The following is a 22,690-nucleotide window of genomic DNA, read 5'->3' on the forward strand; positions in this document are numbered from 1 at the left end:
TCACATAACATATACTTACATAGATATGAGAGATGACACTCACATTTCATCAGGCATTCTTAGTACTAGGTGACTAGGCTCTTTACCTGCAGCGATTGACTGATACAACAAAGGCGACCATTAAGATCGCCTTTATGCAGATACCAGCCACTTTGTTTACTCTGTCATACTATTCAAGAGTAGGTTCAGGTAAAACCGGAGGCGTGCTGTCCATATAGGTGAGGAAATTTTCCCAGATCACATGCGTTCGTTGCTTGGTCAATTGAGTCTGACACGTTATACCCATCACTCCCCTAATCGTACCTTCACGCCACTGGGTGTAAACTGAGTCGCAGTGTGAATCCACGTAGCCTTGCCATGCGACTTGAGCCTCTTTAATCGCTTTAATCAACTCAGGGTCATACGAATTGTGTTTGAAGCTCGCTTGCAAATAGGCATTCATTTTGTCCTCCGCTCGGCCCAATTCCAGCCCAGCGCAATAATTGATATCTAAGGTGGAAATGGCATTATCACAATCCACCGCTTCTTCTGCGTAAGACGTAAAAGACACAGCAGTCAGCAATAAGAACAAAGATTTACGTAGTGAAAACAAGTAGTGCTCCTTAAATGAAATAAAGCTCATATTCATACCAGCCTAGCACGTTTAGTGTTTCCTTGACGGTACAAAGCATAACTCTGACTATGGATTAAAACGCACTTCGCGAAAATGAGGGTTGTCGTCAATAACTTCCAAAACTGAAAGCTGGTTGAGTTCCACCAGCACGTTAGTTCCGCCTTGATCCACTTTAATGCACTCTTCTTTTTCTTGGTTTCGCGCCGTATCCATCGCTGTCCCTTCAATTACCTTTCCCGATTTCAAAGTCAGACGGATTGAAAACCGGTACATGCACGCGATTTCGATGTAATCATATTCGTTGCAGCTGATCATAGGCCACCCTCCTACATTTTTGCCCAATACACGCTTATTTTGACTAATACTCGATCGATACCGAGCAAAGATTCAAGCGTTTTCTTTATTTGATTTGTGTGAGCTTATACAATGCTAAAAACATCGAATATTACGGAAATACCATGGCAAAACTAACGCTTCAAGAACAGATGCTAAAAGCAGGCTTAGTGAATGAGAAGAAACTCAAAAAGGCTAAAAAAGGTTCTAAAAAGTCCCGCGTACAAGCACGTGAAGTAAAAGCAGCAGTAGAAGAAAGCAAACGCCTTCAGCAAGAGCGTGACAAAGAGTTAAACACTCAACAAAAAGAACAGCGGCTAACTAAAGAGATCCAAGCACAGATTAAGCAACTGATCGAGATGAACAAGCTGGAACTGACTGACGGCGATATTAAATACAATTTCACTGATGGCACGCTTGTAAAATCTTTGTATGTGCCTTCACTCATTCGCGATCAATTGGCCAAAGGTATTTTATCTATAGCTCGCTATGAAGAGACCTACGTTGTCATCCCATCTAGCGTGGCGAAAAAGATTGCTCAGCGCGATGAGAACGCCATCATTGAACAAAATGAATCAGACTCAGACAGCTTCGATGAAGATGACCCATACGCAGATTTCGTCGTACCTGACGATTTAATGTGGTAACCATATCACCTACCCAGTAACTTTTCGGGTTACTGGGCCTACATAAAATAATAAGAAAAATGAACACTCCACCGATTTATACGGGGGATTCTCTGTTCTTAGGACCTAACTCCTCTCTCTTCGATCAATGGCTTAAAAAGTCACGCCGCTAAGAGAGAAATCATTTGCTAAACACACAACTACTTTCGGAATTACTCTTGAAATCTTTTTGGGTTCGCGCAGCAGCCACTTTAATCGCCTTTACTTCGTTTAACAGCCAAGCAAGTGATCGCCACGAATTGATTGTAGCGGCGAAACAGCAATCTCTCTCTCAGCATCCTATTTGGCATAGATTACTCCACTACGAAAAAGGGATATTAGGTACTAAAAGTTTAATCAGCAGTGGCGGTTTTTTCTTTTCTGAAGAGGGAAACACTGATCCTGAGGCCGAATTAAAAGCCATGATCGCCGCTTTTTATAAGAACCCTACATCGCAATGCAAATTCCCTGCGAGAAAGCTCTGGTTGCAACAGCAAATCAGCAATGTAACTTTACCTTCAGTTGAATGTAACGAATATCAGGATTATCGCACTGCCTTCTCCGCAGATAGCGTCAGCTTAGTTTACGCCAGTGGTTATCTAGGCAACCCTGCGTCGATGTACGGTCATATTTTGTTGAAATTTAACAGTTCATCAAACCATGAGCTGCTTGATAATACCTTTAGCTATGGCGCGACGGTTCCTGAAACAGACAATAAACTCGAATACATCGTCAAAGGGATCACGGGCAGGTATCAAGGCTATTTTGCCAACCAGAAATACCATCACCAGAACTTAACTTATAACGAGTCAGAGCTGAGAGATCTATGGGAATATCGGCTTCAATTACCCCAAAATGACATCAATTTTCTTCTTGCACACTTGTGGGAGCTAGAAAATCACAGCATGACGTATTATTTCTTTAATGAAAATTGCGCTCATCAGTTGGCAAGGCTTTTAGAATTGGTGATCAATAAGCCACTATTAGAAGAAAATAAGCTCTGGGTCATGCCTTACGACGTGGTAAAAATGGTTCATGATGCTGGTGAATCAAGTTATCTAACAGACGTCATTTACCACGAGTCAAGGCAAGAAAGCCTCTATACTCGCTTTAAACAGCTCTCGTCAAAAGAGCAGCAGACGATCGCCGAAATAATAGAACAACCAGAAGAGAGCATACATCGTTTACTTCAGCAGCATGATGATTTCACGGCGAAAAAAATTCTTGATACCTTGTTTGACTACTACGCATTTATTGATGTTAAAAATAAAGGTTTAACCGAGGCTCAAATACAAAAAAGAAAGCGCTTACTCGTAGAAAGCTTTTCTCTGCCGAGCGGCCAAGCACAATGGGAAAAGCCTGAAAAGCACCCACCACATCAATCGCAAAATACGACGATGATGCAAATCACGCCTCTATACAACGAAAGTTTTGGGGAGGGGATGGAGTTCAGGTTTCGAGCAAATTATTACGATATGCTTAACTTGAACGCGGGTAGAATTCCCCACTCTCAGCTAAGCACATTTGATCTGCGTCTATTGTATACCAATAAATTAGACAAATGGTATATTAGAGAATTAACTCTATTTGATATAATTAATCTCAATGTTTCTCAAACTGGTTTACCAGAAGATAAACAATATGCCTGGGCTCTCGCCGCGGGTTATAAACCCACAAGCTTAGATTGCGTTGACTGCTCAAATCCCTATGTGAATGGCTTTATTGGCCAAAGCACCAGCTTATTCGAAGACTTTGCGGGTTATATTGCGTTGTCTTCTGAGCTCAACATAGACAACTTCAAAAAGGCCAACTTATTAAGCGGCCCTGAGATAGGAGGAGTTTGGACTGTCACTCCTTATTGGAAAACTTCAATTAAATTAGGCAGTCACTTTTATATCAACGATATAGGTGAGTATCAAAATTATCTGGCGTGGACTCAGCGGTTTCTTAACGATCGCCGCATCGATCTTAGAACCTCTGTTCAATATGCAGATGATTTTGAATACGCCGTAAACCTTTCATTTTATTGGTAAACACAATGCATAAATTAACTTTAGTTTCAATCATTGCTAGCACTCTATTTACAACTCAAGCTATGGCTGAAGAAAAAAAGCCAATTAACCCTTGGACTCAATGTGGTATTGGCGCAATGATTTTCCAAGAAACGGCACCAGCAGCGGCTATTTCTAACGTGATTTGGGATTTAGGTACAACGGCTGTCTCTTCAAAAGTATCATCTGAATACACATGTGAAGGCAGCGAAGTAAAAACAGCGCAATTTATCCAAGATAACTACAACAAAGTTCTAGAAGAAACTTCTCAAGGTTCTGGTGAACACCTAACGGCGATGCTTGAAATGTTGGAACTAGAAGCTTCAACTCACGAACAAGTAATTGCTTCCGTACGTAATGAAATGGCAGACAAGCTTGCTTCTAACCAAGCAACGCCTGAAGTTTACTACCACGCTTTAATGGCTAGCCTTTAACCATTAAAACAAAGCGCCATCACAATGATGGCGCTTTGTTATTGTCACTTAAACCAGTCTCTAAACATTTATTCTCACTGATCTAATAGCTCCCCATCACCCTACTCACAGATAATGCTCATGGCTTCTTCTCTCGGAAGAGGTTTATAGAAATGGAAACCTTGGATTTCTTCAATATTCCAATTTCTGATTTTTCTCGCTTGCGACGCCGTCTCTACCCCTTCAGCAACCGTCGTTAAGCCTAACTCCTGCGACATTTTGGCAATATTGCGTACTAATGTTTTCGCGCGATCATTATTCTCAATCTGATCAATATAAGACTTATCAAGTTTCACGATATCAAACGGGAAACTGCATAATGTACTAAACGAGGAGTAACCTGTGCCAAAATCATCCAACGCGATTTGAACCCCCAGTGCCTTAATCTCTTCCATGCGGCTAATCACTTCCTCTTCTGCGCCCATCAACATGCTTTCCGTTATCTCAATAACAAGCTGGCCCGGCTGGACATTATACTTGGCAATAGCTGAGGCTAAATACGCGCTCAATTGAGAGTGATAAAAGTGCGTCGCACTTAAATTGACGTGAACAGTTAACGGTCGATGATTGCTGCCTTTACGTTGCCGATTGAGCTGCTCAATAAAACGGCATGTCTGCAAAATAATGGATTCCCCTAGCTCAATCTCAAGATTATTTTGCTCTGTCAATGGAATAAATACAGCGGGTGAAATCATACCCAGCGTTGGATGGAGCCAACGAGCGAGTGCTTCAAACCCATTCACTTCTCCGGTTTTTGCCTCGACTATCGGCTGATAGTAAGCGCATATTTGTTCTTCACGAATGGAGGCACCAAGCTCTCGGCAAATAACAGATGACGTCTTGGCTTTTTCAGACATTTCACTACCAACAACGCCAACGCGAGCAGGTGTTTGATTACTCTGCACAGCATAAATCGCCGCTTGTAGAAGGTAATCGAGAGGCTCATGTGTAATTTCAGGATCAACAATCACAGCTTGGCAACTTAAATCCAGCTCAACGCCTAAAATTGGTTTCTTCGATGAAAGCTCATCAATCAGCTTTTGCGCACATATCACGGCTTCATCGTATTCGCTCTTATTCGGAACCAGCACAACAAATTCATTCACGCTAATACGCCCAATGGAGTACTGGGAAAAACAACCATGGAATACTGAGGCGATATACTTAATCGCAGCATCAAAAATCTGGTGACCAAACACTTCAGACACCATTTTTAACCGAGGCATGGTGACGTAAATAAATGAGAATTCATTAGCAGTTTCAGTGATGGCATGGTCCACTTTTTCGAGGATGGCTCTACGGTTACTGAGACTGGATAAGTAGTCTCGCTCACTCAGGTCTTCAATCAATTGCTGCTGCTGCCTTTTCTCACGCAGATCATGAATAGACAACATGAGTGCATCCTCACCTTCATGCTTGATCAGTGTGGTTTCTATCTGGCAGTCAACGTGCTCACCAGACCGAGTTAGAACGCATGCTTCAAAGTGTTTTTTGCCTTTATTGAACTCGCGGTACATCATATCAACCTGACATTCTGGCTGGCCTTGATCTGGGCAGAGAATATCTATAGGCTGGTGCAAGATTTGGTCTTTGCGATAATCCAACATTCCCAACGCCATTTGGTTAACATCGATGATCTCGCGATTTCTCACCAAAACCATTGCGATACTTCGGTTGTGGTAAAGTGCATCAAATTTTTGCAGAGTATCATTTAACCTGTCTTGAGTTATTGAGGTATTGTCCGCAAGTATCTGGACCATATGCGTTAATCGCTCAAACTCATCTTGATTACCCGCAAATTTCCCTTCTAGCTGATAAGAAGTAAACAGATCATCAATATCTCTTTCTAGATCAGAAAAACGTGTCGCCACTTTTTTTCTGAACAGTAAGAAAGTAGCGACAGCAATAATCGTAGTCGTAAAGATGACACTAGCAAGCAAGTACAAAAACAGTAAGTTACCTTTAGCGTAGTGAACGCGTTCTATTTCTGATCTGAGGGCCACGATAGGCTCGCCAGAGAGTCCTTTAAGCTGATTCCAATTGACGATAGTGTTACTCGTTTTGAGCATCTTATTACTGACAATCTCTGTGCCAGTTTCCAACACGGATAGCGGAACCAGTTCATTTTTCGCAATCAATATACTGGCGTAATCCCCAGGGAAACGAGCCGAGATATGTTGTCCCCAGATAAGCCAGCCTGAAGACGCTGAGACACCCTCACTGTTGCGAACGGGTGTCACACTGATAGACCATATTTGTTCATCGACTTTAATTAAGCCACTGATACTATCGCGATAAGCATCCAGTACCTGATTCATTGAGTTAATATGGTCAGAAACACTAGGATGGTTGATAACATGTGGCACAAGGTTTGGGTAGTCATCCGAATCACGAGCTAAATGATCGACAACATCATCATGTAGATTAATGAATATCATCAAGTCCAATTTGAGAGCGTCTAGGCTTTCCATCATTAAGTTACGTTCACGATACGCCTCAACGTCACCGCCAATCAGCAAATTATGGGTTTCGTCCCAGTATGCCCAATCGTATGAATGCTCTTCCTGCTCTCTTATCATCATGTTTAGTACACTGCTGGCCTGCTGGCTAGCCGTGTTCAATTCGGTGATTTCTAAGCTATCTAAGCTCACCAAAAAAAAGTATCGGACAATAAAAAGACTACTCAGAATGACACCAAGTAGGCCTAGTACAAAGTAGAGAGCAGTTTTGGTTTGCAACTTTAGGTTAATTGATCGAATTCCTGTCATGCTTTGTTATTATTTTTTTACTTTAATGCGAGTGTATGCGAAATAAATGAGAGCCTGTTTGATGCAGCTCTAAATTATAGGTGTGATGTGACTTTAAATCACTATGATACAACAGTTCCCATGCTCAATAACACCAAAGCATATTAAACAACTGGAAATACAGCCAATTGCATTTTTAGTCTATTGCCATGTTTGCCAGCGCTGTTTCATTTGCTCGATCGTATCGGGCTGAACACCATGAACGTTGCCAAACTCACCGTCACATTCGATAACGTGAAATTCTGCCCCATAGCGCTTTGCCATTTTAAAATAAGGCGCGATTTCCCAGCGACGAACAAAAGTATTAGAGACCACAACACTCTGCTTTTGAGACAAACTTTTCTCCGTCATGGTCTGACACCATTCATGAGCCAATGCGATTTTACTCGGTTGGAAGTTGTACACCCCTTCTGGATCTAAGAAGTACATGTCCGCTTCATAGTGGTTTATATCTAAGCTCTTTGCGAGCGTGCTTTTTCCTGAACCAGGTAAACCACGAATTAGGGTGAGTTTAAAAGTCATTGGTATAATTATTAAAATCGATAGCCGCCGATCTTAATATGAAATGGCCCTAAATTGCTATCGACAAGCCAAAGTTATTGGGTTAAGTTTAGATGTATAGACGTCCATAACATTGCTTAGGGAGTAAGCTGTGCCGATTAAGATACCCGATCAACTACCTGCATCTGACGTATTGCGAAAGGAAAACATTTTCGTTATGCCGGAATCTCGTGCTTCTACCCAGGAGATTCGTCCGCTCAAGGTCCTGATCCTTAATCTTATGCCGAAGAAAATTGAGACGGAAACTCAGTTTCTACGCCTTTTATCCAACAGCCCATTACAAGTCGATATCGAGCTACTACGCATTGACGATAGGCCAAGCAAAAATACGCCTACGGAGCATTTAGATAATTTCTATCGCCAATTTGAAATGGTGCAAAAAAGGAACTTTGATGGTCTGATTATTACGGGTGCGCCACTTGGTTTGGTCCAATTTGAAGATGTGATTTACTGGGATCATCTACAAACGATCATGAACTGGGCTAAAGAGCATGTGACCTCTACCCTATACGTCTGTTGGGCGGCGCAAGCAGGATTAAAGCTGCTTTACAACTTACCGAAACGAACGCGTAAGGAAAAGTTGTCTGGTGTTTACCATCATCAAACGCTTCATCCATACCACGCTGTAATGCGTGGGTTTGACGACACATTCTTAGCACCTCACTCTCGCTATGCGGATTTCTCTCCTGAATATTTGGAAGAACATACCGACCTAGATATTCTTGCAACCTCAGATGTTGCAGGTGTTTATCTAGCAGCAACCAAAGATAAACGTAATGTCTTTGTTACGGGCCATCCGGAGTACGACTCTTTAACCCTTCACAACGAATATATTCGCGATCTTGGTGAAGGAATGGAACCTGCAATCCCTGTCAATTACTACCCAAATAACAATCCAGACAACAAACCCGTTGCAAGTTGGCGCAGCCACGGCCACTTACTTTTCGCCAATTGGTTGAACTATTGTGTTTACCAACAAACACCTTACGACCTTGACCACTTTAGCGAAGCTAATTTCACAAAAGATGACTAAAACTGTTAACTAAAGGGCTGACTGCAGCCCTTTAGTTTTATATGAAACTGGCACACAACTATAATTGCCGACTCAGTCGCATTGTTCCTTGAATCAACTCATCACGGCGCTTTCTTTACGTTATACATGCAACAAATAATTCGATAAGAAAGATATTATGCGTCGTCTATCAATACTTATAGCTTTTGCCATCACTGGTTGTGTTACCGTCGAATCTACTCAAAACGCTGAAAGCTTAGCACCGCCAAAAGAGCGTGCCGAAGCGAGGATTGAATTAGGAATTGGCTACCTTGAACAAGGTAATATGGTGAAATCACGCGAAAATCTTGAGAAAGCGTTAGACCACTATCCCGGCTACTACCGTGCGCAACTTTCTATGGCGCATTATTTCGAGAAGGTTGGTGAGAAAGAATTAGCCACTCAGATGTATGAAACGGCGCTAAAAGAACACCCTAAAAACGGGAATGTCCTAAATAATTACGGCACATTTCTGTGTAAACATGGGAACTATGAAAAGGCAGACAAGTTCTTTAATAAAGCGATTGAACAACCCTATTATTATCTGACATCTGCCAGCTACGAGAATGCGGCTTTCTGTGCACTAAAATCCGGTGATACCGCGCAAGCCAAAACCTACTTCACGCGTACGCTCGATCACGACCCTCACCGAGTCCGCTCGCTTCTTAACTTGGCAAAATTAGAAATAGATGATGACGAGTTTGTTAAAGCCAGAATTCGTTTGATGAAGTTCCACCAGCGATATGGCGTACAAAAAACGTCGCTTAAACTACTCGCTGATCTGGAAGGTAAAGCAGGAAATGAATCTTTAGAGAGCAAGTATCGTAAGAAGCTCGAAGAAATGAACTAATCATTCCACAGCTAACAACCCGAGACGCTGGAGAAAATAGCCCTTCCAGCGTCACACTTTACCGCAACTAACCACACATCAATCACTTTTTCGTAGGTTCTTATCCAGTTCAAGACAAAGCACTCTTAACGCTTCGATGCTATCTTCCGCCATGCTAGAACGAGATTCGAGTTCAGCCGTAAGCTCATTCGCATCCTTTTGTAATTGCAGCCCTTTGTCAGTCAATGAAATAACCTTTTTTCGCTCATCAACTTCCGACACTTTCCTTGTTAGCAACCCTTTCGATTCCAACCGTTTTACGATGGGCGTTAATGTGCCCGAGTCTAAATGCGTATCATGCGAAAGCTCTTTCAGGCTAACATTATCCTGGCACCATAGGGAATGCATCACTATGTACTGCGGGTAAGTTAAATCATACTCATCCAGAATAGGACGAAACGCTCGAACTAATGAGTTCGTCGCAGTGTACAAAGCAAAACACACGTTATCTGATAATTTCTGAGTCATGAGTTGGTCCAACTTTTCTAGTATGGGCGCATATGTTATCAAATTTTCTGACTTTTAAAATAATTTGTGCGCAAAATATTTTTGAACAAATATATTGCATTCTTCTTTTTTAAAAGTTAACTTACTCACAAATGATTTGCGCACAAGCTATTTGTGAGTAAGTAAATAAAATAGCAAGAGAGATAAAGAATGAACAGCCATCAAATCCACCTAGCATCTCGACCAGCAGGTATGCCTACAAAAGAAAACTTCAAGTCTGTTGACATTGAACTGCCTGTACTAAAAGACGGTGAAGTACTTGTCAAAAACACATGGATGTCTGTTGACCCATACATGCGTGGGCGTATGGTAGTCAGCGACTCTTACATTGCGCCTTTCGAAATTGATGCCGTTCTGGAAGGCGGCGCAGTAGGCGAAGTCGTTGAATCAAAAAATGAAACGTTTCCTGTCGGGTCAAAAGTAAGCCACATCAGCGGATGGCGCACCACGTTCATCAGCGATGGCAGCGATTTAGCGCTACTTCCAGCTATTGGTGTTCCTGAGCAGCACTTCCTTGGTGTTATGGGTATGCCTGGTCTAACAGGCTGGGTCGGTTTGTTCAAAGTGGCACAACTTAAGCCTACTGACACTGTGTTTGTTTCCGCCGCATCGGGCGCTGTAGGTAGCGTTGTTTGCCAAATTGCCAAGCTCAATGGATGCAAGGTGATCGCTTCTGTCGGCTCAGATGAAAAAGCAGAGATGGTCAAAGCAATGGGCGTTGATGCGGTTATCAACTATAAGAAGACAGATGACTTAACAAAAGCACTGCGTGAAGCCGCACCTGAAGGTATTGACGTTTACTTTGAAAACGTTGGTGGGGCTCACCTAGAAGCAGCACTTAATGTGATGAACCCTTATGGACGCATTCCTGTATGTGGCATGATTTCAGATTACAATGCCGAAACTCCGCAGCCAGGCCCAAGCAACTTACTGCTGATCAACACTAAAAAGATCACTATGCAAGGTTACATCGTCATGGACTACTGGGAGCATTATGGTGAATTCGTTGAGCAAATGGGCCAATGGATGAAAGAAGGAAAAGTAACGTCAGAAGAGACCATATATGAAGGTCTAGACAATGCTGCAGACGCGTTTATCGGCCTGTTTGAAGGTAAAAACAAAGGTAAGATGCTAGTTCGAGTCTAACTATATGCCTTGCCCCCAATAACGTTGTCAGTTGTTGGGGGCATTTTTAGCGTTATTTACTCTTCAGCTTCAACCATTCTTGTCTTTGCTGTGGGGTTTTAAACGTCCAAGCCATAAAGCGGCTCACTTTCTGTCCTTGGCTCATTTCTACGATTTGTACCTCTTTCGCACCCGCTTTTTCTAGGTTTTTCCTCATCCAGCGCACATTCTCTTTCTTTGAGATCAACGTTGAAAACCAAAGAACTTGCCGCGAAAAATCACGACTTTCAAATGCCATATTTTTTATAAATGCCGCTTCTCCACCCGGGCACCATAACTCTGCATTTTGGCCACCGAAGTTCAATTTACTAGGTTCTTTCGAGCATTGTTTTTGAACTTCCTGCCCTCTTTTTGCTTTGTTGGCAGACAAGTTTTTCAACTTACGGTCTGTACCTTGTTGCGCGTCTTGAAGAGACTTGTGGAAAGGTGGATTACAAGTTGTAAGGTCGTAGTGCTCGCCGGGCTGAATAATGGCCTTAAAAAAGTGCTGGCTATCGCTTTGCAGTCGACATTCAATCTTGCCTTTAAGCACGTGATTGTGTTCTGCAATCCGATTAGCGTTTTTCACCGATATAGGATCAACATCGGAACCAACATATTCCCACCCATATTGAGTACTACCAACAATCGGGTATATGCAGTTTGCACCGACACCAATATCCAATGCGCGAACCAAATTATGGTTTAGTGATTTACATTCTTTGCTCAAGAGCTCGGCCAATCGGTGGACGTAATCAGCACGCCCTGGAATGGGTGGACACAAATAACCTTGCGGAATATCCCAATACGTGACGCCGTAATGATGCGCAAGTAACGCCTTATTTAATAACTTAACCGCCATTGGGTCAGAAAAGTTAATACTCTGCTCACCCCTAGGGTTTTTAATCACAAAACGTTTGAGCTCAGGCAGCGCTGCCACGAGTTTAGAAAAGTCGTAGCGCCCTTGGTGAAGATTGCGCTTATGCAGGCCAGGGATACCTTTCACTGTGGTCACTTTCATTTCTGGCTGCTTTGTTTCTGCCTTAGATGACTTATTTTGCTTGGCTTTCGCTCTGTTTGGCTTATTAGCTTGATTCATGCGTTTTAATTCTGTTTTGCGGTTTCAAGGTAAATCATAAACAAACGAGCATCCAGCTCTAACTGATGGTAATCCGGCTCCATGTGGCAGCATAACTGGTAAAAAGATTTGTTATGCTCCTTCTCTTTTAAGTGAGCAAGCTCGTGAACAACTAGCATTCTCAGCAGTGGCTCTGGGGCATTTTTAAACACACTGGCAATACGAATTTCATTTTTTGATTTAATCTTCCCGCCGTGGACTTTCGCTACATAGGTGTGCAGACCAAGCGCGTTGTTGATCAAATGAATCTTGTTATCGTAAACCACTTTGCTTAAAGGGGCGGTTTTCTTCATATAGCGATTCTTTATCGCCATGGTGTAGTCAAACAGTGCCTTTTCGCTCTTGATGGTGTGATTTTCCGGATACCGTTTCTCAAACCAGGTGGTGAGCTTGCCAGATTCCACCAGCTGCGTGACTGGTGTGACGATATGCTCTGGATATCCTTGAATGTATCTAAGTACCGGTTTCATGAGTCAGTTGGTTAGCTATTAGATTGGAAGAGGCGTAGTCTACCCGAATCAGACTTGCCATTCACCGTCTTTTCATTACACTTCCCACGAGCTTGAATTAGGAAAAACCAATGAAACGACTTGTCCTGTATGTAAAAGACAAATGCCCGCATTGCAAAGACGCTCAGCGTTACCTGGATTCTAAAGGATACCAGTACCGCCTGACCAACGCGAAAATGCAACGTGGCCGTAAAGAGCTAGACGCCATTGGCGCTCGTTCGTTACCCGTTCTGAAAGTTGGTGACCAATATATGATTGGCTGGAACCCGAAAAACTTCGAACGTATGTATAAGGGTAAATGATCGAAATAGGCGCGGAACGTTTTGTCCGCGCCTGTTGTATTTTACTCGCCAGACGTCACGGTAATCGGTTTATGGCCGCTGTGACATCAAAGATCTTGCTACATCACTGCAATGCGCAACCTCAGAACTCACTGTTTATCTCTGCGCGATAACACTGTTTGCTATCATCAAACACAAACTCCAGCTCGTTGCGAATACTCTCTAGCTTGTCCTTTTGATAGTGTGAGACATAAAGCAGTTGGCTTAAATTCTCACGCGCTATCAACTCTAAAGTATTTTTGACCAAGCGACGTCCTAGATAATCCAACCCTTGATATGGCTCGTCCAAGATAAGCAAAGCAGGTTGTTTTACGATCGCACGAGCAATCAGTAATAGTCGTTGCTGTCCATATTCCAGCGTTCGAAACGAATCATTGGCATGATGAGACATATGGAGGATCTCAAGCCATTCTCTGGCAATTTCAATCTCTTTCTTGGTTGGCTGCTGATATAAACCGATCGAATCGTAAAAGCCGGATAGAATCACCTCTATCGCTTTACAACTGACTCGATATTGTAGGTGTAAGGCTGAAGAAACCATGCCAATGTGCTTTTTGATCTCCCAGATTGACTCTCCACTGCCGCGCTTCTTACCAAAGATATGGATATCGTTGGAGTAACACTGAGGGTGGTCACCAAAAATCAGCCCTAAAAGCGTACTTTTCCCGCAACCATTGGGGCCTTTGATTTGCCAATGCTGACCATTTTCAATCCGCCAATTTAACCCCGTAAAGATGGTCTTGTCGGTATAAGCCACTTCCCCTTGATGAATTTCAAACAACGGATTCGAAAAGTATGGGTCGTGTTGATATCGCTGAATCAGTGCCAGCATTTTTTCACTTTGTTGCTTGGATTGTGCCTTAATCTGCGCAATAACAGGGTGACTCTCCCACTCAGCCTTATCCATAATGCTGTCAAGGTGACCATGATTGAACAACGCAATTTGTTCCACCCACGTAGGCATGTCTTCTTCTCGGTTGAACGTGACGATCATCTGCGTCGTTTTTGCCAACTCCTCAAGGTATTGCGCCAAGGTCTCGCGGTGCCCAATATCAAGACCAGTAAATGGGTTATCAAGCACGACAAGATCGGGCTTAGTGGCCAAAGCGCGGGCTAACATTACCCGGCGCGTTTCCCCGGTAGAAAGAACTCGGAAGCCACTTTTCTGTAAGTGCTCGATATCAAGATCAGTGAGGAGTTTCTGCGTTAACACCTCATCATTGCATTGAGAGAAAATCAGTGAATACACGCTGCTGCCTGTATCAATCCTATCGAGAAAATCGGTGTCATCTTTGGCGATCTCCTCGTCCAATAATCGCTGTTGCTCAACAAGCGACACTTGAGCGACTCTCCCGACACTTTTATCCAGCGCATGGGCTGGGGCCTCCAGTTCGTCACACAATAGACAACCGAGGGCCGAACCTATATCTCCTTCGGTGCTGAACACTCCCCACGATTGATTTTCTTTTATACTCCAACTATCGATTCTTAGGTGGTTACTTCCCGAGTCTACGCTCAGATCTTGTATGTTGATTTGCATTGGTGGGTATCCTTACCTTCATAACGGCATTTTTATTTTTAGTCAGAACAAACTACTTCAATCAGCCATTTCGCGCGATCCATATTTATAAAAGTGTGAAACTGACAGTTTGCACCGTCGGGCTAGGTGTATTGCTTTACAAATTCGATAAAGGTGCGATCTGCAACGGATAAATAACCATCTCGGCGCCATGCAAGCGCAAGGTTTAAGCGGACGCGTTCTTCGAACGGCACAGCAACCACGTCAGCTTCATGCTGGGTGACCAACTCAAGCAAGGCCGTAATAGCGAACTCATGTTTCACAATATTCAAAATGACTGGTAAAAGATTGGTTTCAAAGGAAAACTGCACTTCTTTTCCATATTGTTTTATCTTTTTATCGATAAAATCCCGATGAAAATACCCCGGCTGAAACATCACAAGTTCATTGTCAAAAAACTGTTCAAAGGTAATGGTTTCTTGCTGTGCAATAGGGTGCTGCTTGCCAACCACGGCAACCATTTCGCTGTCCAGTAAAGGGTCAACCTCCAAATCTTCTGGCACGTCTTCGTTATTGATAACGCCGAAATCCAACTCGCCATCAAGCAACATTTGTTTGATTGAGCCTGTCCCTGCATCAACCAGAGTGAGTTTAAGATTCGGGTACTGCATCTTAAACGCCATCATTATCTCAGGGAAAAAGTAAGAGCCCATCATACTGGGTGCCCCAAGTCTGACCTCCCCTTTCTCCAATCCTTTTAGCTCATCAATGGCAAGCTGCGCGTCTTCAAGCTGCTGCAAAACGCGCTTGGCATGTTCATACAGCACTTTCCCTTCGTGAGTTAACGTCACTTTGCGATCTTCACGGCGAAAGAGTTCTACGCCTAGGTGTTGCTCAAACTTTTTGATTGAGATACTCAGCGCAGGTTGCGCAATATGAAGCGCTTTTGCCGCCAAAGTGAAATGGCTGTGTTCAGCAACCGCAACAAAATGTCGTAGGTGTTTCGAGTCCATAATTACCCAATATAAAAAATATATCACATCGATATTTTTAATATATTTTATCAATCCACCATCCACTGATAACTTGATCACATTATCCACTCATTTTGTATTTCATTAGCATGATAGAATCTGGCACTAAAGAGTATCGACAAGTCACACTATGCCTCGCTCTGGGCTCTTTTTTAGTGTTTTGTAATTTATACCTTTTCCAGCCGATGCTGCCTTTCATGGCGCAACACTTCTCCGTTAGTGAAACTCAAATCAACTGGATTTTTGCAGCGTCTACGTTAGCGCTCTCGGTATGTTTGGTTCCGTGGGCGGTGGCGTCCGAATCATTCGGGCGAAGAAGCGTCATGCTGCTTGGACTGCTTGCTATGCCAGTCATTGGTGTCGCCATGCTGTTTAGCCAAACGTTAATGGCTATGATCTTGTTAAGAGCAGTGCTGGGGATTGCGCTCGCGGCGTTTGCCTCTGTCGCCGTTGCTTATATGGTGGAAGAACTTTCAGAACAAGCTTTTAGCCGAGCAATTGGTGGATATATCGCAGCCAACTCATTGGGGGGCATCGTCGGGCGTATCGCCGGAGGAACCCTGACTGACGCGTTTGGCTGGCAACAAGCGGTTATCGCAATCGCGGCTGTCACGCTGGTAGGAAGCATTGCCGTAGCATACTTGTTACCTAAACAGCAACACTTCAAACCACAACGAGGCATGCTCCGTTACCATAACCGAGCGCTCGTCAAACATCTGCGTAATAAAACCATTTGGATTGCCATGCTGATTGGCGGCGTTAATTTCGCCCTATTCGTTAACCTTTATTCGGTGATGGGCTTTAGAATGGTGGCGGCTCCCCACTCGCTGCCAATAGGCTTAGCCTCATTTATCTTCTTGTGTTATTTGGCAGGTACACTGAGTTCTAAACTTACGTCGGTATGGAGCAAACGCTACCCACAGATTCCGGGCATGATTGCGGGTTCTTTGATCAGTTTGACGGGCATGCTAATCGCATATTTTGAGAGTATTCCAATGATGGTGTTGGGCTTGCTGCTGATTAGCTCTGGAGCATTTTTCACCCATACTCTTGCTTACGCTTGGGTTAGCCAAAAAGCGACGCATGCCAAAGCAACCGCAACTGCACTTTATCTTGTCCATTATTATGTGGGAGGCAGTATCGGTGGGTTCTTCCTTATTTATTGTTGGCAAAGTGGCGGGTGGAGCACCGTAATACAAGGCGGACTCGCTCTCTACGCACTCATGTTTATCTTGTTCTATAAGTTAGCCAAAGACTATTCAGGCAAAACACAAAACGAGCCACATTTGGAGGATTCTGCTATTCTTGCAGCAAATTCAAACCTGGAATCAAAATGACGGATAAAAGTTCAACAACTGCTATTGCAGAACAAGTGAACCAATGGCTCAACGATGTCGTTATTGGATTAAATTTGTGCCCATTTGCTGCGAAACCACAACGAAATAAACAGATTAAGATCTTTGTGAGTGAAGCGGATAAAGAAGAAGCTTTATTGGAAGATATTCTTAGCCAGCTGTTGGAGCTAGAGTCAAAATCACCCGATGAATTAGAGACCACACTGGTTGTGGTACCTAATATGTTAGATGATTTCTATGACTACAATTTGTTTATCGATTGGGTCGAAGCATTAATTCGCCAACAAGATTGGGAAGGCGTATTTCAGTTAGCCACATTCCACCCTGATTACTGCTTTGGTGGCGCTGATCCAGAAGACGATGAAAACCTTACTAACCGCTCTCCTTATCCGGTGTTCCATTTGATTCGTGAAGAGAGTATGGAGCGAGTGTTGAAGCATTACCCTAACCCGGAAGCGATCCCTGACACCAACATTGCTCGCGTCGAAGCACTCACCGCAGAAGAACGTCGCAAGCTCTTCCCGTATCTGTTTCGATAAACAGAGTATTAATGAGCATCACGTGTGGTGCTCTTCACTGCATTCACTGCGTGGCGGCCTCAATACTTAACGATTCATAACGCACCAGATTTCTACCTTCATCCTTAGCTCCATACAAAGCTCTGTCTGCCATTGCCAGAGACTGTTCGAGAAGCGACTTGTTGTAGCTTTCAGCCAAAGAGTGAGTCAAATCCAACTCGCACACACCTATCGATACAGTGACGGGTTCGCCATCCAAGACAATCTCATTCACAGCGCGATGCAACTGTTCAACTAACGCTCTTCTTCGCCATAGACTGCGCTCTGGTAGCCACACTACAAACTCTTCCCCGCCCATTCTGGCGATAAAATCGTTCTCACTCAGTACCAATTTGAGCTGATTGGCCGTTTTCTTTAAAACATCATCGCCAATTTGGTGGCCGTAGGTGTCATTGACTCGCTTAAAGTTATCTATATCAATGACTAATAAGCTACCTTGGCCAGAATTTCGATTGAGCTGCTCCATCTCCAAATTCAGTGTTTTAAACAAACTACGTCGATTAGCCACCTTAGTGAGAGGGTCGTGGTGAGCTTGATATTCTAGATATTCGTTTAGCTCCAGAAGTCGCTGCTCCTGTTTTCTTCGAATCACCTCCACTTCTATCCAAGATGCCATCAACTTTAGTGCATCGATATCAATCGCTTTAAACTTCCGAGGATAGGCTTTCGCAGAAGAGAAATTCAACGTACCAAACAGCATCCCTTCAACCAAAATAGGAATACCGATATAAGACTCTAACCCAAACGCTTTGTAGGCAGGATGAAATGCGTATTTGTCATTCTTACCCATACTTTCAATCGCAATAGGTTCACGTGCACTACAGGTGATTTGGCAATAGGTCGACTCAAGGTTAAATGTATCACCTGGGTTTAGCTCCGCCCCTTCAGGGGTTTCGCAATGAAGTACGGTATAGACATCACCTTCAATACAAGAAAGAATGCCAATATCAAGATCAAAACGTTCCAAGCCCATTTTCAGCAACTGGCTCATTTGCACCTCAAAGCCACACTGATAATTACTGGTGATTTGATACAAGCGCCTGATGACTTTTTCACTTTCGTTTTCTTTAACCATAAGCAATCTCGGCGAACAAAATTAATGGATATCGAGTTATCTTAAGCACAGTCAGCAGTTTAATCTTATGTTTAGGGCTGTTTTTTGCTACAGAGCCCATAAAAATGGCGGCTTACGTTCTGCTTTGGTAGTATTGCGGCACCGTAAATCAATCTAGGTCCAGGATATGCACCTTTCTAAACTTACCAACGAAATCTTTGAGCATCTTTACCGCGATATCACAGAGTTCCGTAGCACTTTTGATCTCCCTGTCGCTTCTCCAGACAGCCTAGATGAGAAAGCAGATACGCTACACACTTCTCTAGCGATTGAAGAGCTGACTGAACTGGCAGAAGCAGATAGCAAAACAGAGCAAGCAGATGCAATCGTTGATAGCGTTTATGTTTTGATGGGCCGTTTGGTTCACCTAGGCAATGACAAGATTGAAGATAATCTCGCGATCACTTACCTGATTGACCTACTTCTTAATGTTGCGGTAAACCGCGGTATCGACTTCATCCCATGCTGGGACGAAGTGCATTCAAGTAACATGAGCAAAGTATGTCGTAGTGAAAAAGAGTACGCCGATACAGAAGCGTATTACGCAGAACAAGGCATCAAATTGATGGCTGTGCAAAAAGGCGACTACATTATTGCTAAGTGCGCAGAAGATTTCGTTTCAGAGAGTAAAACCATTCGCCAAGGTAAAGTACTGAAATCGGTTTACTACCGTCCTGCTGATTTAGCGGCGCTAACCGCGTAAAGTACAGATAAAAAACCGCCACCTTGGGCTAACCATAGGTGGCGGAAGCTGCCATAAAGCAACAAGGCTTAACGTTCACCAACCTGCCGGTCTCCCTTTACATTGGCTTAGCCTAACAAGAACGAGAATGTATCGTTCTAACTAAAGCCATTTGTGTGCCAGTTTTTATTTAAACTAACTCATTGATTTTACTAAGTACTAAAACCTGTATTACTCAAAATAAACGTCCCGATGAGCCGAGAAAGTGCAAAATGCACCAAATTGAACATGCTGTTCAGGCGCATCAATCAAAAATGAGTACCAGTTTTGAGTCAACCAATGCCTTCGTCACCTGCGTTTTAAACACGCGAGCCAACTCTTCTTCTGTTAATACCGTTTCCGGTGCTCCACACTGCTGAATGACGCCGTTTTCCAACAGCAATACTTTATCCGCATTGTGCATTGTTCGGTTAAGATCATGATTCGACATTACGACCGTGATGCCCATATCAGCTACTTTACGGATCAGCTTATAAAGCAGCCCTTCCTGACCAATATCGAGTGGTGCGGCGGGTTCATCCAGAATCAATAGTTTTGCGTTAGGGTTCAATGTCGGCCATATCTGTAGACAAATTGCACACAACCGAACTCTTTGCCACTCACCGCCAGACAGGTGATGAATAGGTCTGAGCAACTTATCTTCCAATTCTAATAAACAAGCTAGCTCACGGACCGTGCTATCTACTTGAGTAGTATCTGCCTGTGCGCTGGCTGGAATGGACAGCATTAAGTACTGCGCAACGATGAGGTTAAACGCAGGTCGATCACTCTGACTTAAAAAAGCCCGATAACTCGCTAATGCCTCAAGGGATGACTGCCTTACATCCAACTCATCAATAAACGCATTGCCACCACATTCGAGTAGACCTGATAAAGCCGATAAAAACGTGCTTTTTCCGCTTCCATTTGGGCCAATGACATGGAGAACTTGCCCTTTTTCGACAGTTAACGAGAGAGGAAGCAGTCTTGAGCCGACAGATAGGCTATTAATGCGAATCATGATTTTTCACCAGCATCCAAATAAACACAGGGGCACCAATGGTTGTCGTTACGACTCCTAAAGGTAACTCTGCTGACTCCAAAGAGGTACGAGCGATAATGTCCGCAAACACCAGAAGCGTGGCACCACTTAGCGCAGACAACGGCAATAAATAACGGTTCTCGCTACCCAACGCCAATCGTAATAGATGAGGGACCACTAACCCCACAAAACCTATAATCCCGCCAAGGGCAACTGCGCCACCAACCAGCACAGAAACGGCAAGGATCAGTTTCCATCGAACCGCTTCCACATCAATCCCCAACTGCTTGGCATGGAGCTCGCCCATCATGAGCTTATCCAGCACCTGCCCTTTAAAACAAAGCCACACCAACACAGGAATTAGGAATAAGGTCAGAATATGGTGATGCCAACTTGCACCGCCCACGCTTCCCATTAGCCAGTACATCAACTGACGCAGACTTAGTTCATCGCTAAAATAGAACGCCCAGGTGACCACAGCCCCACTGAGTATGCCTAAAGCAACCCCGACTAATAGAAGCCGAGTCGTGGTTAATCTTGCCGAGCGCGCAAAAAAGACCAGTAGCAACGTAAAAAGCAGTGCCCCCGCAACCGCAGAAACCATAAAACCAATAGGGGTGGCAAACATCGGAAGAAAAAACATTACCAGAACCATCATGACGCTGGCGCCACCGGAAATACCCAAGACACCGGGTTCTGCAAGCACATTACCCAGTAACACTTGCAACACCGCACCAGAGACAGCAAGTGCCGCACCAATCGCGATAGCAGTCAATAAACGAGGGAAACGAAGTTGGAGAACAAGTTTCTCCATTAATGGCGTTACTTCTGAAAACGGCGAGATGATTACTTCCCCGACCATCAAGTAGATAATGCTCAGGAAAACGAGACTGAGAGTGGCGACTATCGCAAAAAGATTCCAACGGCGCTGCTTGCGCTGGATTAACTGACTAAATTCCATGAATGCTCGATAAAATTGAGTTTGTTGCCCATTATTTTGGCACAACAATTAATGGCTTAACGATACCGTTAAGCCATTGAAATAGGAAGCCTGAACCATGAATTTAGACAGTGAAGGGGTTAGTCGTAAACGATCTGATCTTCTTCATAACGAGTTTTGACTGGGCAAACCATCAATGCGGCTCGCTGACCAATCACAACGTGTCGATTGGGGAATACGATCGCTTCGCCTTCATTCTTAGCCATCAGAGGTTTATCGCCGTCGTGGCCAAACACTTCGCCATGTTTAAACGCGGTAAAGTTTTCGACATTGTCATCGAACAGAAAATCAAAGTCATCATGTAAACGGACGATAGTACGGCTTACTCGGTACATCACTGGCTTACGTGGTAAATGCTCAGGTTTTGTCGACGCAACCAAATCACGAAGAGCCAGATCACACGCGACCAGTTTTTCCAGATCGTTCTCACCAATGCGTGCGACGCGACCAAGTTCAACCGTCAGAGCTTGCGCACCAAAGTGTTCGGCACTAAACCAGCTAAACGTGCTAGACGGCGCGTTAGAGAACATCACCGCTTCAAGGTGAGCACTTGCCACGAAGTCCATCAACGCTTTGCTTCTTACCGGATGACGAGTCTTGGGACTGACAACAAATGAATAATGTTTCGACTCGCGGATAGCACAATGCAAATCAAGGTGCCAACGCTGTTGCTGCTCGGTATCTTGATAAAAGTCTGTGACGATGTGTTTAAGATTGGCCGCGATGTCGCGTTCTTTAGATGGTTCGTACTCTTTATCATCAAAGAGACGATTTAAATTCACATCCAGAAAACGCGTATGTGCATTGGTTGCTTCAGGGTGAGCAATAATAAATAGCAATCTTTCAGTGATTGGTTGAAAACCGGACTCAATATCTGAAATGATTTTATCTACGATTTCCATCGGTGCAGTTTCATCACCATGAACACCGCAAGATAAAATAATGTGTTTACTGTCGTTAGAAAGATTCTTAGGGATAACTTCCAAAACACCGCGTTGATGCAGTTTAAAGACAGTTCCACCAGCCACTGTCATTTCTGCAGCGGGCATTTCTTGTTCTAAATCTAAGCTGTCAAAAAGAAAAGATTGGCGAAAGAGGTTGTTCGTCATGCGCTACTCCTTTATTGCACAGCGAGTATGTTAATGAATTGTATTCGCAAATTATATGGAGAGGATCTCACTTATAAACACTCGTTGACGTGTCACATAATAATTTGCTTAGTTTG

Annotated in this window: 23 protein-coding genes; 10 read left to right on the plus strand and 13 right to left on the minus strand. The window is 43.7% G+C overall.

Annotation, left to right across the window (positions count from 1 at the left end; all coding sequences use genetic code 11):
- Positions 1-169 precede the first annotated feature (169 nt).
- Both VNE01S_RS12560 and VNE01S_RS12565 read right to left on the minus strand, forming a co-directional pair.
- Positions 170-592: a lysozyme inhibitor LprI family protein gene (locus VNE01S_RS12560; protein WP_245649892.1), complete on the minus strand. Its 423-nt coding sequence runs from the start codon at positions 590-592 to the stop codon at positions 170-172.
- Between the two features lie 87 nt (positions 593-679).
- The gene (locus VNE01S_RS12565; protein WP_053394046.1) at positions 680-928 is read right to left on the minus strand and encodes a Rho-binding antiterminator; all 249 of its coding nucleotides are present in this window, start codon (positions 926-928) and stop codon (positions 680-682) included.
- A gap of 143 nt (positions 929-1,071) precedes the next feature.
- Here VNE01S_RS12565 and VNE01S_RS12570 point away from each other — a divergent pair, with 143 nt between their 5' ends.
- From VNE01S_RS12570 to VNE01S_RS12580, 3 genes are all read left to right on the plus strand, one after another.
- Positions 1,072-1,593, plus strand: coding sequence for a DUF2058 domain-containing protein (locus VNE01S_RS12570; RefSeq protein ID WP_053394045.1), 522 nt, complete (start codon positions 1,072-1,074; stop codon positions 1,591-1,593).
- Positions 1,594-1,790: 197 nt separating this feature from the next.
- Positions 1,791-3,644 carry an Lnb N-terminal periplasmic domain-containing protein gene (locus VNE01S_RS12575; RefSeq protein WP_245649893.1) on the plus strand — a complete coding sequence of 618 codons (1,854 nt, stop codon included), beginning with the start codon at positions 1,791-1,793 and terminating at the stop codon, positions 3,642-3,644.
- Positions 3,645-3,649: 5 nt separating this feature from the next.
- Positions 3,650-4,096 (plus strand): DUF3015 family protein, encoded by a 447-nt coding sequence (locus VNE01S_RS12580; protein ID WP_053394044.1) that lies wholly within the window; start codon positions 3,650-3,652, stop codon positions 4,094-4,096.
- Positions 4,097-4,197: 101 nt separating this feature from the next.
- On the opposite strand, the gene VNE01S_RS12585 is transcribed toward VNE01S_RS12580, so the two are convergent.
- Together VNE01S_RS12585 and VNE01S_RS12590 are read right to left on the minus strand one after the other, a co-directional pair.
- Positions 4,198-6,903, minus strand: coding sequence for a bifunctional diguanylate cyclase/phosphodiesterase (locus tag VNE01S_RS12585; protein WP_053394043.1), 2,706 nt, complete (start codon positions 6,901-6,903; stop codon positions 4,198-4,200).
- Positions 6,904-7,083: 180 nt separating this feature from the next.
- Positions 7,084-7,464 (minus strand): ATP-binding protein, encoded by a 381-nt coding sequence (locus VNE01S_RS12590; RefSeq protein WP_053394042.1) that lies wholly within the window; start codon positions 7,462-7,464, stop codon positions 7,084-7,086.
- Between the two features lie 130 nt (positions 7,465-7,594).
- Here VNE01S_RS12590 and metA point away from each other — a divergent pair, with 130 nt between their 5' ends.
- Together metA and pilW are read left to right on the plus strand one after the other, a co-directional pair.
- Positions 7,595-8,536 carry a homoserine O-acetyltransferase MetA gene (gene metA, locus VNE01S_RS12595; protein ID WP_053394041.1) on the plus strand — a complete coding sequence of 314 codons (942 nt, stop codon included), beginning with the start codon at positions 7,595-7,597 and terminating at the stop codon, positions 8,534-8,536.
- Positions 8,537-8,693: 157 nt separating this feature from the next.
- Entirely contained in the window at positions 8,694-9,404 is a 711-nt protein-coding gene (gene pilW / locus VNE01S_RS12600; protein ID WP_082331632.1) for a type IV pilus biogenesis/stability protein PilW, read from the plus strand.
- Positions 9,405-9,482: 78 nt separating this feature from the next.
- Here pilW and VNE01S_RS12605 read toward each other — a convergent pair whose 3' ends face one another.
- Positions 9,483-9,911 (minus strand): MarR family winged helix-turn-helix transcriptional regulator, encoded by a 429-nt coding sequence (locus tag VNE01S_RS12605; protein ID WP_053394039.1) that lies wholly within the window; start codon positions 9,909-9,911, stop codon positions 9,483-9,485.
- Between the two features lie 189 nt (positions 9,912-10,100).
- Here VNE01S_RS12605 and VNE01S_RS12610 point away from each other — a divergent pair, with 189 nt between their 5' ends.
- Entirely contained in the window at positions 10,101-11,096 is a 996-nt protein-coding gene (locus VNE01S_RS12610) for an NADP-dependent oxidoreductase (RefSeq protein WP_053394038.1), read from the plus strand.
- Positions 11,097-11,148: 52 nt separating this feature from the next.
- Here VNE01S_RS12610 and rlmF read toward each other — a convergent pair whose 3' ends face one another.
- Together rlmF and VNE01S_RS12620 are read right to left on the minus strand one after the other, a co-directional pair.
- Complete coding sequence (rlmF, locus tag VNE01S_RS12615; protein WP_053394037.1) at positions 11,149-12,213, minus strand: 23S rRNA (adenine(1618)-N(6))-methyltransferase RlmF; 1,065 nt, start codon at positions 12,211-12,213, stop codon at positions 11,149-11,151.
- 5 nt (positions 12,214-12,218) lie between these two features.
- The gene (locus tag VNE01S_RS12620) at positions 12,219-12,722 is read right to left on the minus strand and encodes a M48 metallopeptidase family protein (RefSeq protein ID WP_053394036.1); all 504 of its coding nucleotides are present in this window, start codon (positions 12,720-12,722) and stop codon (positions 12,219-12,221) included.
- Between the two features lie 110 nt (positions 12,723-12,832).
- On the opposite strand from VNE01S_RS12620, the gene VNE01S_RS12625 reads away from it, so the two are divergent.
- Positions 12,833-13,063 (plus strand): glutaredoxin family protein, encoded by a 231-nt coding sequence (locus VNE01S_RS12625; RefSeq protein WP_053394035.1) that lies wholly within the window; start codon positions 12,833-12,835, stop codon positions 13,061-13,063.
- A 121-nt stretch (positions 13,064-13,184) separates the two neighbouring features.
- On the opposite strand, the gene modF is transcribed toward VNE01S_RS12625, so the two are convergent.
- Positions 13,185-14,642 (minus strand): molybdate ABC transporter ATP-binding protein ModF, encoded by a 1,458-nt coding sequence (gene modF, locus VNE01S_RS12630; RefSeq protein ID WP_053394034.1) that lies wholly within the window; start codon positions 14,640-14,642, stop codon positions 13,185-13,187.
- A 122-nt stretch (positions 14,643-14,764) separates the two neighbouring features.
- Positions 14,765-15,634: a LysR family transcriptional regulator gene (locus VNE01S_RS12635; protein ID WP_053394086.1), complete on the minus strand. Its 870-nt coding sequence runs from the start codon at positions 15,632-15,634 to the stop codon at positions 14,765-14,767.
- 110 nt (positions 15,635-15,744) lie between these two features.
- Between VNE01S_RS12635 and VNE01S_RS12640 the strand changes: the two genes are divergently transcribed.
- Together VNE01S_RS12640 and VNE01S_RS12645 are read left to right on the plus strand one after the other, a co-directional pair.
- A complete protein-coding gene (locus VNE01S_RS12640; RefSeq protein ID WP_053394033.1) occupies positions 15,745-16,992 on the plus strand; it encodes an MFS transporter in 1,248 nt (415 codons plus the stop codon).
- Positions 16,989-17,549 carry a DUF1415 domain-containing protein gene (locus VNE01S_RS12645; RefSeq protein ID WP_053394032.1) on the plus strand — a complete coding sequence of 187 codons (561 nt, stop codon included), beginning with the start codon at positions 16,989-16,991 and terminating at the stop codon, positions 17,547-17,549. Before VNE01S_RS12640 ends, VNE01S_RS12645 begins: the two co-directional genes overlap by 4 nt.
- 43 nt (positions 17,550-17,592) lie before the next feature.
- Here the strand turns inward: VNE01S_RS12645 and VNE01S_RS12650 are convergent, their stop codons facing one another.
- Positions 17,593-18,663 carry a sensor domain-containing diguanylate cyclase gene (locus VNE01S_RS12650; RefSeq protein WP_053394031.1) on the minus strand — a complete coding sequence of 357 codons (1,071 nt, stop codon included), beginning with the start codon at positions 18,661-18,663 and terminating at the stop codon, positions 17,593-17,595.
- Positions 18,664-18,829: 166 nt separating this feature from the next.
- Here VNE01S_RS12650 and VNE01S_RS12655 point away from each other — a divergent pair, with 166 nt between their 5' ends.
- Complete coding sequence (locus tag VNE01S_RS12655) at positions 18,830-19,405, plus strand: nucleoside triphosphate pyrophosphohydrolase family protein (RefSeq protein ID WP_053394030.1); 576 nt, start codon at positions 18,830-18,832, stop codon at positions 19,403-19,405.
- A 283-nt stretch (positions 19,406-19,688) separates the two neighbouring features.
- Here the strand turns inward: VNE01S_RS12655 and btuD are convergent, their stop codons facing one another.
- The 3 genes from btuD to VNE01S_RS12670 all read right to left on the minus strand — a co-directional run bounded on the left by btuD (position 19,689) and on the right by VNE01S_RS12670 (position 22,574).
- Positions 19,689-20,444, minus strand: coding sequence for a vitamin B12 ABC transporter ATP-binding protein BtuD (gene btuD / locus VNE01S_RS12660; protein WP_053394029.1), 756 nt, complete (start codon positions 20,442-20,444; stop codon positions 19,689-19,691).
- On the minus strand, positions 20,431-21,426 hold the full coding sequence (gene btuC / locus VNE01S_RS12665; RefSeq protein WP_053394028.1) for a vitamin B12 ABC transporter permease BtuC: 996 nt from the start codon (positions 21,424-21,426) through the stop codon (positions 20,431-20,433). The genes btuD and btuC overlap by 14 nt, the downstream gene beginning before the upstream one ends.
- A gap of 119 nt (positions 21,427-21,545) precedes the next feature.
- The gene (locus VNE01S_RS12670; RefSeq protein WP_053394027.1) at positions 21,546-22,574 is read right to left on the minus strand and encodes a succinylglutamate desuccinylase; all 1,029 of its coding nucleotides are present in this window, start codon (positions 22,572-22,574) and stop codon (positions 21,546-21,548) included.
- Positions 22,575-22,690 lie beyond the last annotated feature (116 nt).

The sequence above is a fragment of the Vibrio nereis NBRC 15637 genome (assembly GCF_001591105.1).
Lineage (GTDB): Bacteria > Pseudomonadota > Gammaproteobacteria > Enterobacterales > Vibrionaceae > Vibrio > Vibrio nereis.

Coding starts and splice junctions, on each gene's coding strand:
- VNE01S_RS12565 (WP_053394046.1), bottom strand. CDS start 928: ATGATCAGCTGCAACGAATATGATTACATCGAAATCGCGTGCATGTAC.
- VNE01S_RS12570 (WP_053394045.1), top strand. CDS start 1,072: ATGGCAAAACTAACGCTTCAAGAACAGATGCTAAAAGCAGGCTTAGTG.
- VNE01S_RS12580 (WP_053394044.1), top strand. CDS start 3,650: ATGCATAAATTAACTTTAGTTTCAATCATTGCTAGCACTCTATTTACA.
- VNE01S_RS12585 (WP_053394043.1), bottom strand. CDS start 6,903: ATGACAGGAATTCGATCAATTAACCTAAAGTTGCAAACCAAAACTGCT.
- VNE01S_RS12590 (WP_053394042.1), bottom strand. CDS start 7,464: ATGACTTTTAAACTCACCCTAATTCGTGGTTTACCTGGTTCAGGAAAA.
- pilW (WP_082331632.1), top strand. CDS start 8,694: ATGCGTCGTCTATCAATACTTATAGCTTTTGCCATCACTGGTTGTGTT.
- VNE01S_RS12605 (WP_053394039.1), bottom strand. CDS start 9,911: ATGACTCAGAAATTATCAGATAACGTGTGTTTTGCTTTGTACACTGCG.
- VNE01S_RS12610 (WP_053394038.1), top strand. CDS start 10,101: ATGAACAGCCATCAAATCCACCTAGCATCTCGACCAGCAGGTATGCCT.
- rlmF (WP_053394037.1), bottom strand. CDS start 12,213: ATGAATCAAGCTAATAAGCCAAACAGAGCGAAAGCCAAGCAAAATAAG.
- VNE01S_RS12620 (WP_053394036.1), bottom strand. CDS start 12,722: ATGAAACCGGTACTTAGATACATTCAAGGATATCCAGAGCATATCGTC.
- VNE01S_RS12625 (WP_053394035.1), top strand. CDS start 12,833: ATGAAACGACTTGTCCTGTATGTAAAAGACAAATGCCCGCATTGCAAA.
- modF (WP_053394034.1), bottom strand. CDS start 14,642: ATGCAAATCAACATACAAGATCTGAGCGTAGACTCGGGAAGTAACCAC.
- VNE01S_RS12635 (WP_053394086.1), bottom strand. CDS start 15,634: ATGGACTCGAAACACCTACGACATTTTGTTGCGGTTGCTGAACACAGC.
- VNE01S_RS12640 (WP_053394033.1), top strand. CDS start 15,745: ATGATAGAATCTGGCACTAAAGAGTATCGACAAGTCACACTATGCCTC.
- VNE01S_RS12645 (WP_053394032.1), top strand. CDS start 16,989: ATGACGGATAAAAGTTCAACAACTGCTATTGCAGAACAAGTGAACCAA.
- VNE01S_RS12650 (WP_053394031.1), bottom strand. CDS start 18,663: ATGGTTAAAGAAAACGAAAGTGAAAAAGTCATCAGGCGCTTGTATCAA.
- VNE01S_RS12655 (WP_053394030.1), top strand. CDS start 18,830: ATGCACCTTTCTAAACTTACCAACGAAATCTTTGAGCATCTTTACCGC.
- btuD (WP_053394029.1), bottom strand. CDS start 20,444: ATGATTCGCATTAATAGCCTATCTGTCGGCTCAAGACTGCTTCCTCTC.
- btuC (WP_053394028.1), bottom strand. CDS start 21,426: ATGGAATTTAGTCAGTTAATCCAGCGCAAGCAGCGCCGTTGGAATCTT.
- VNE01S_RS12670 (WP_053394027.1), bottom strand. CDS start 22,574: ATGACGAACAACCTCTTTCGCCAATCTTTTCTTTTTGACAGCTTAGAT.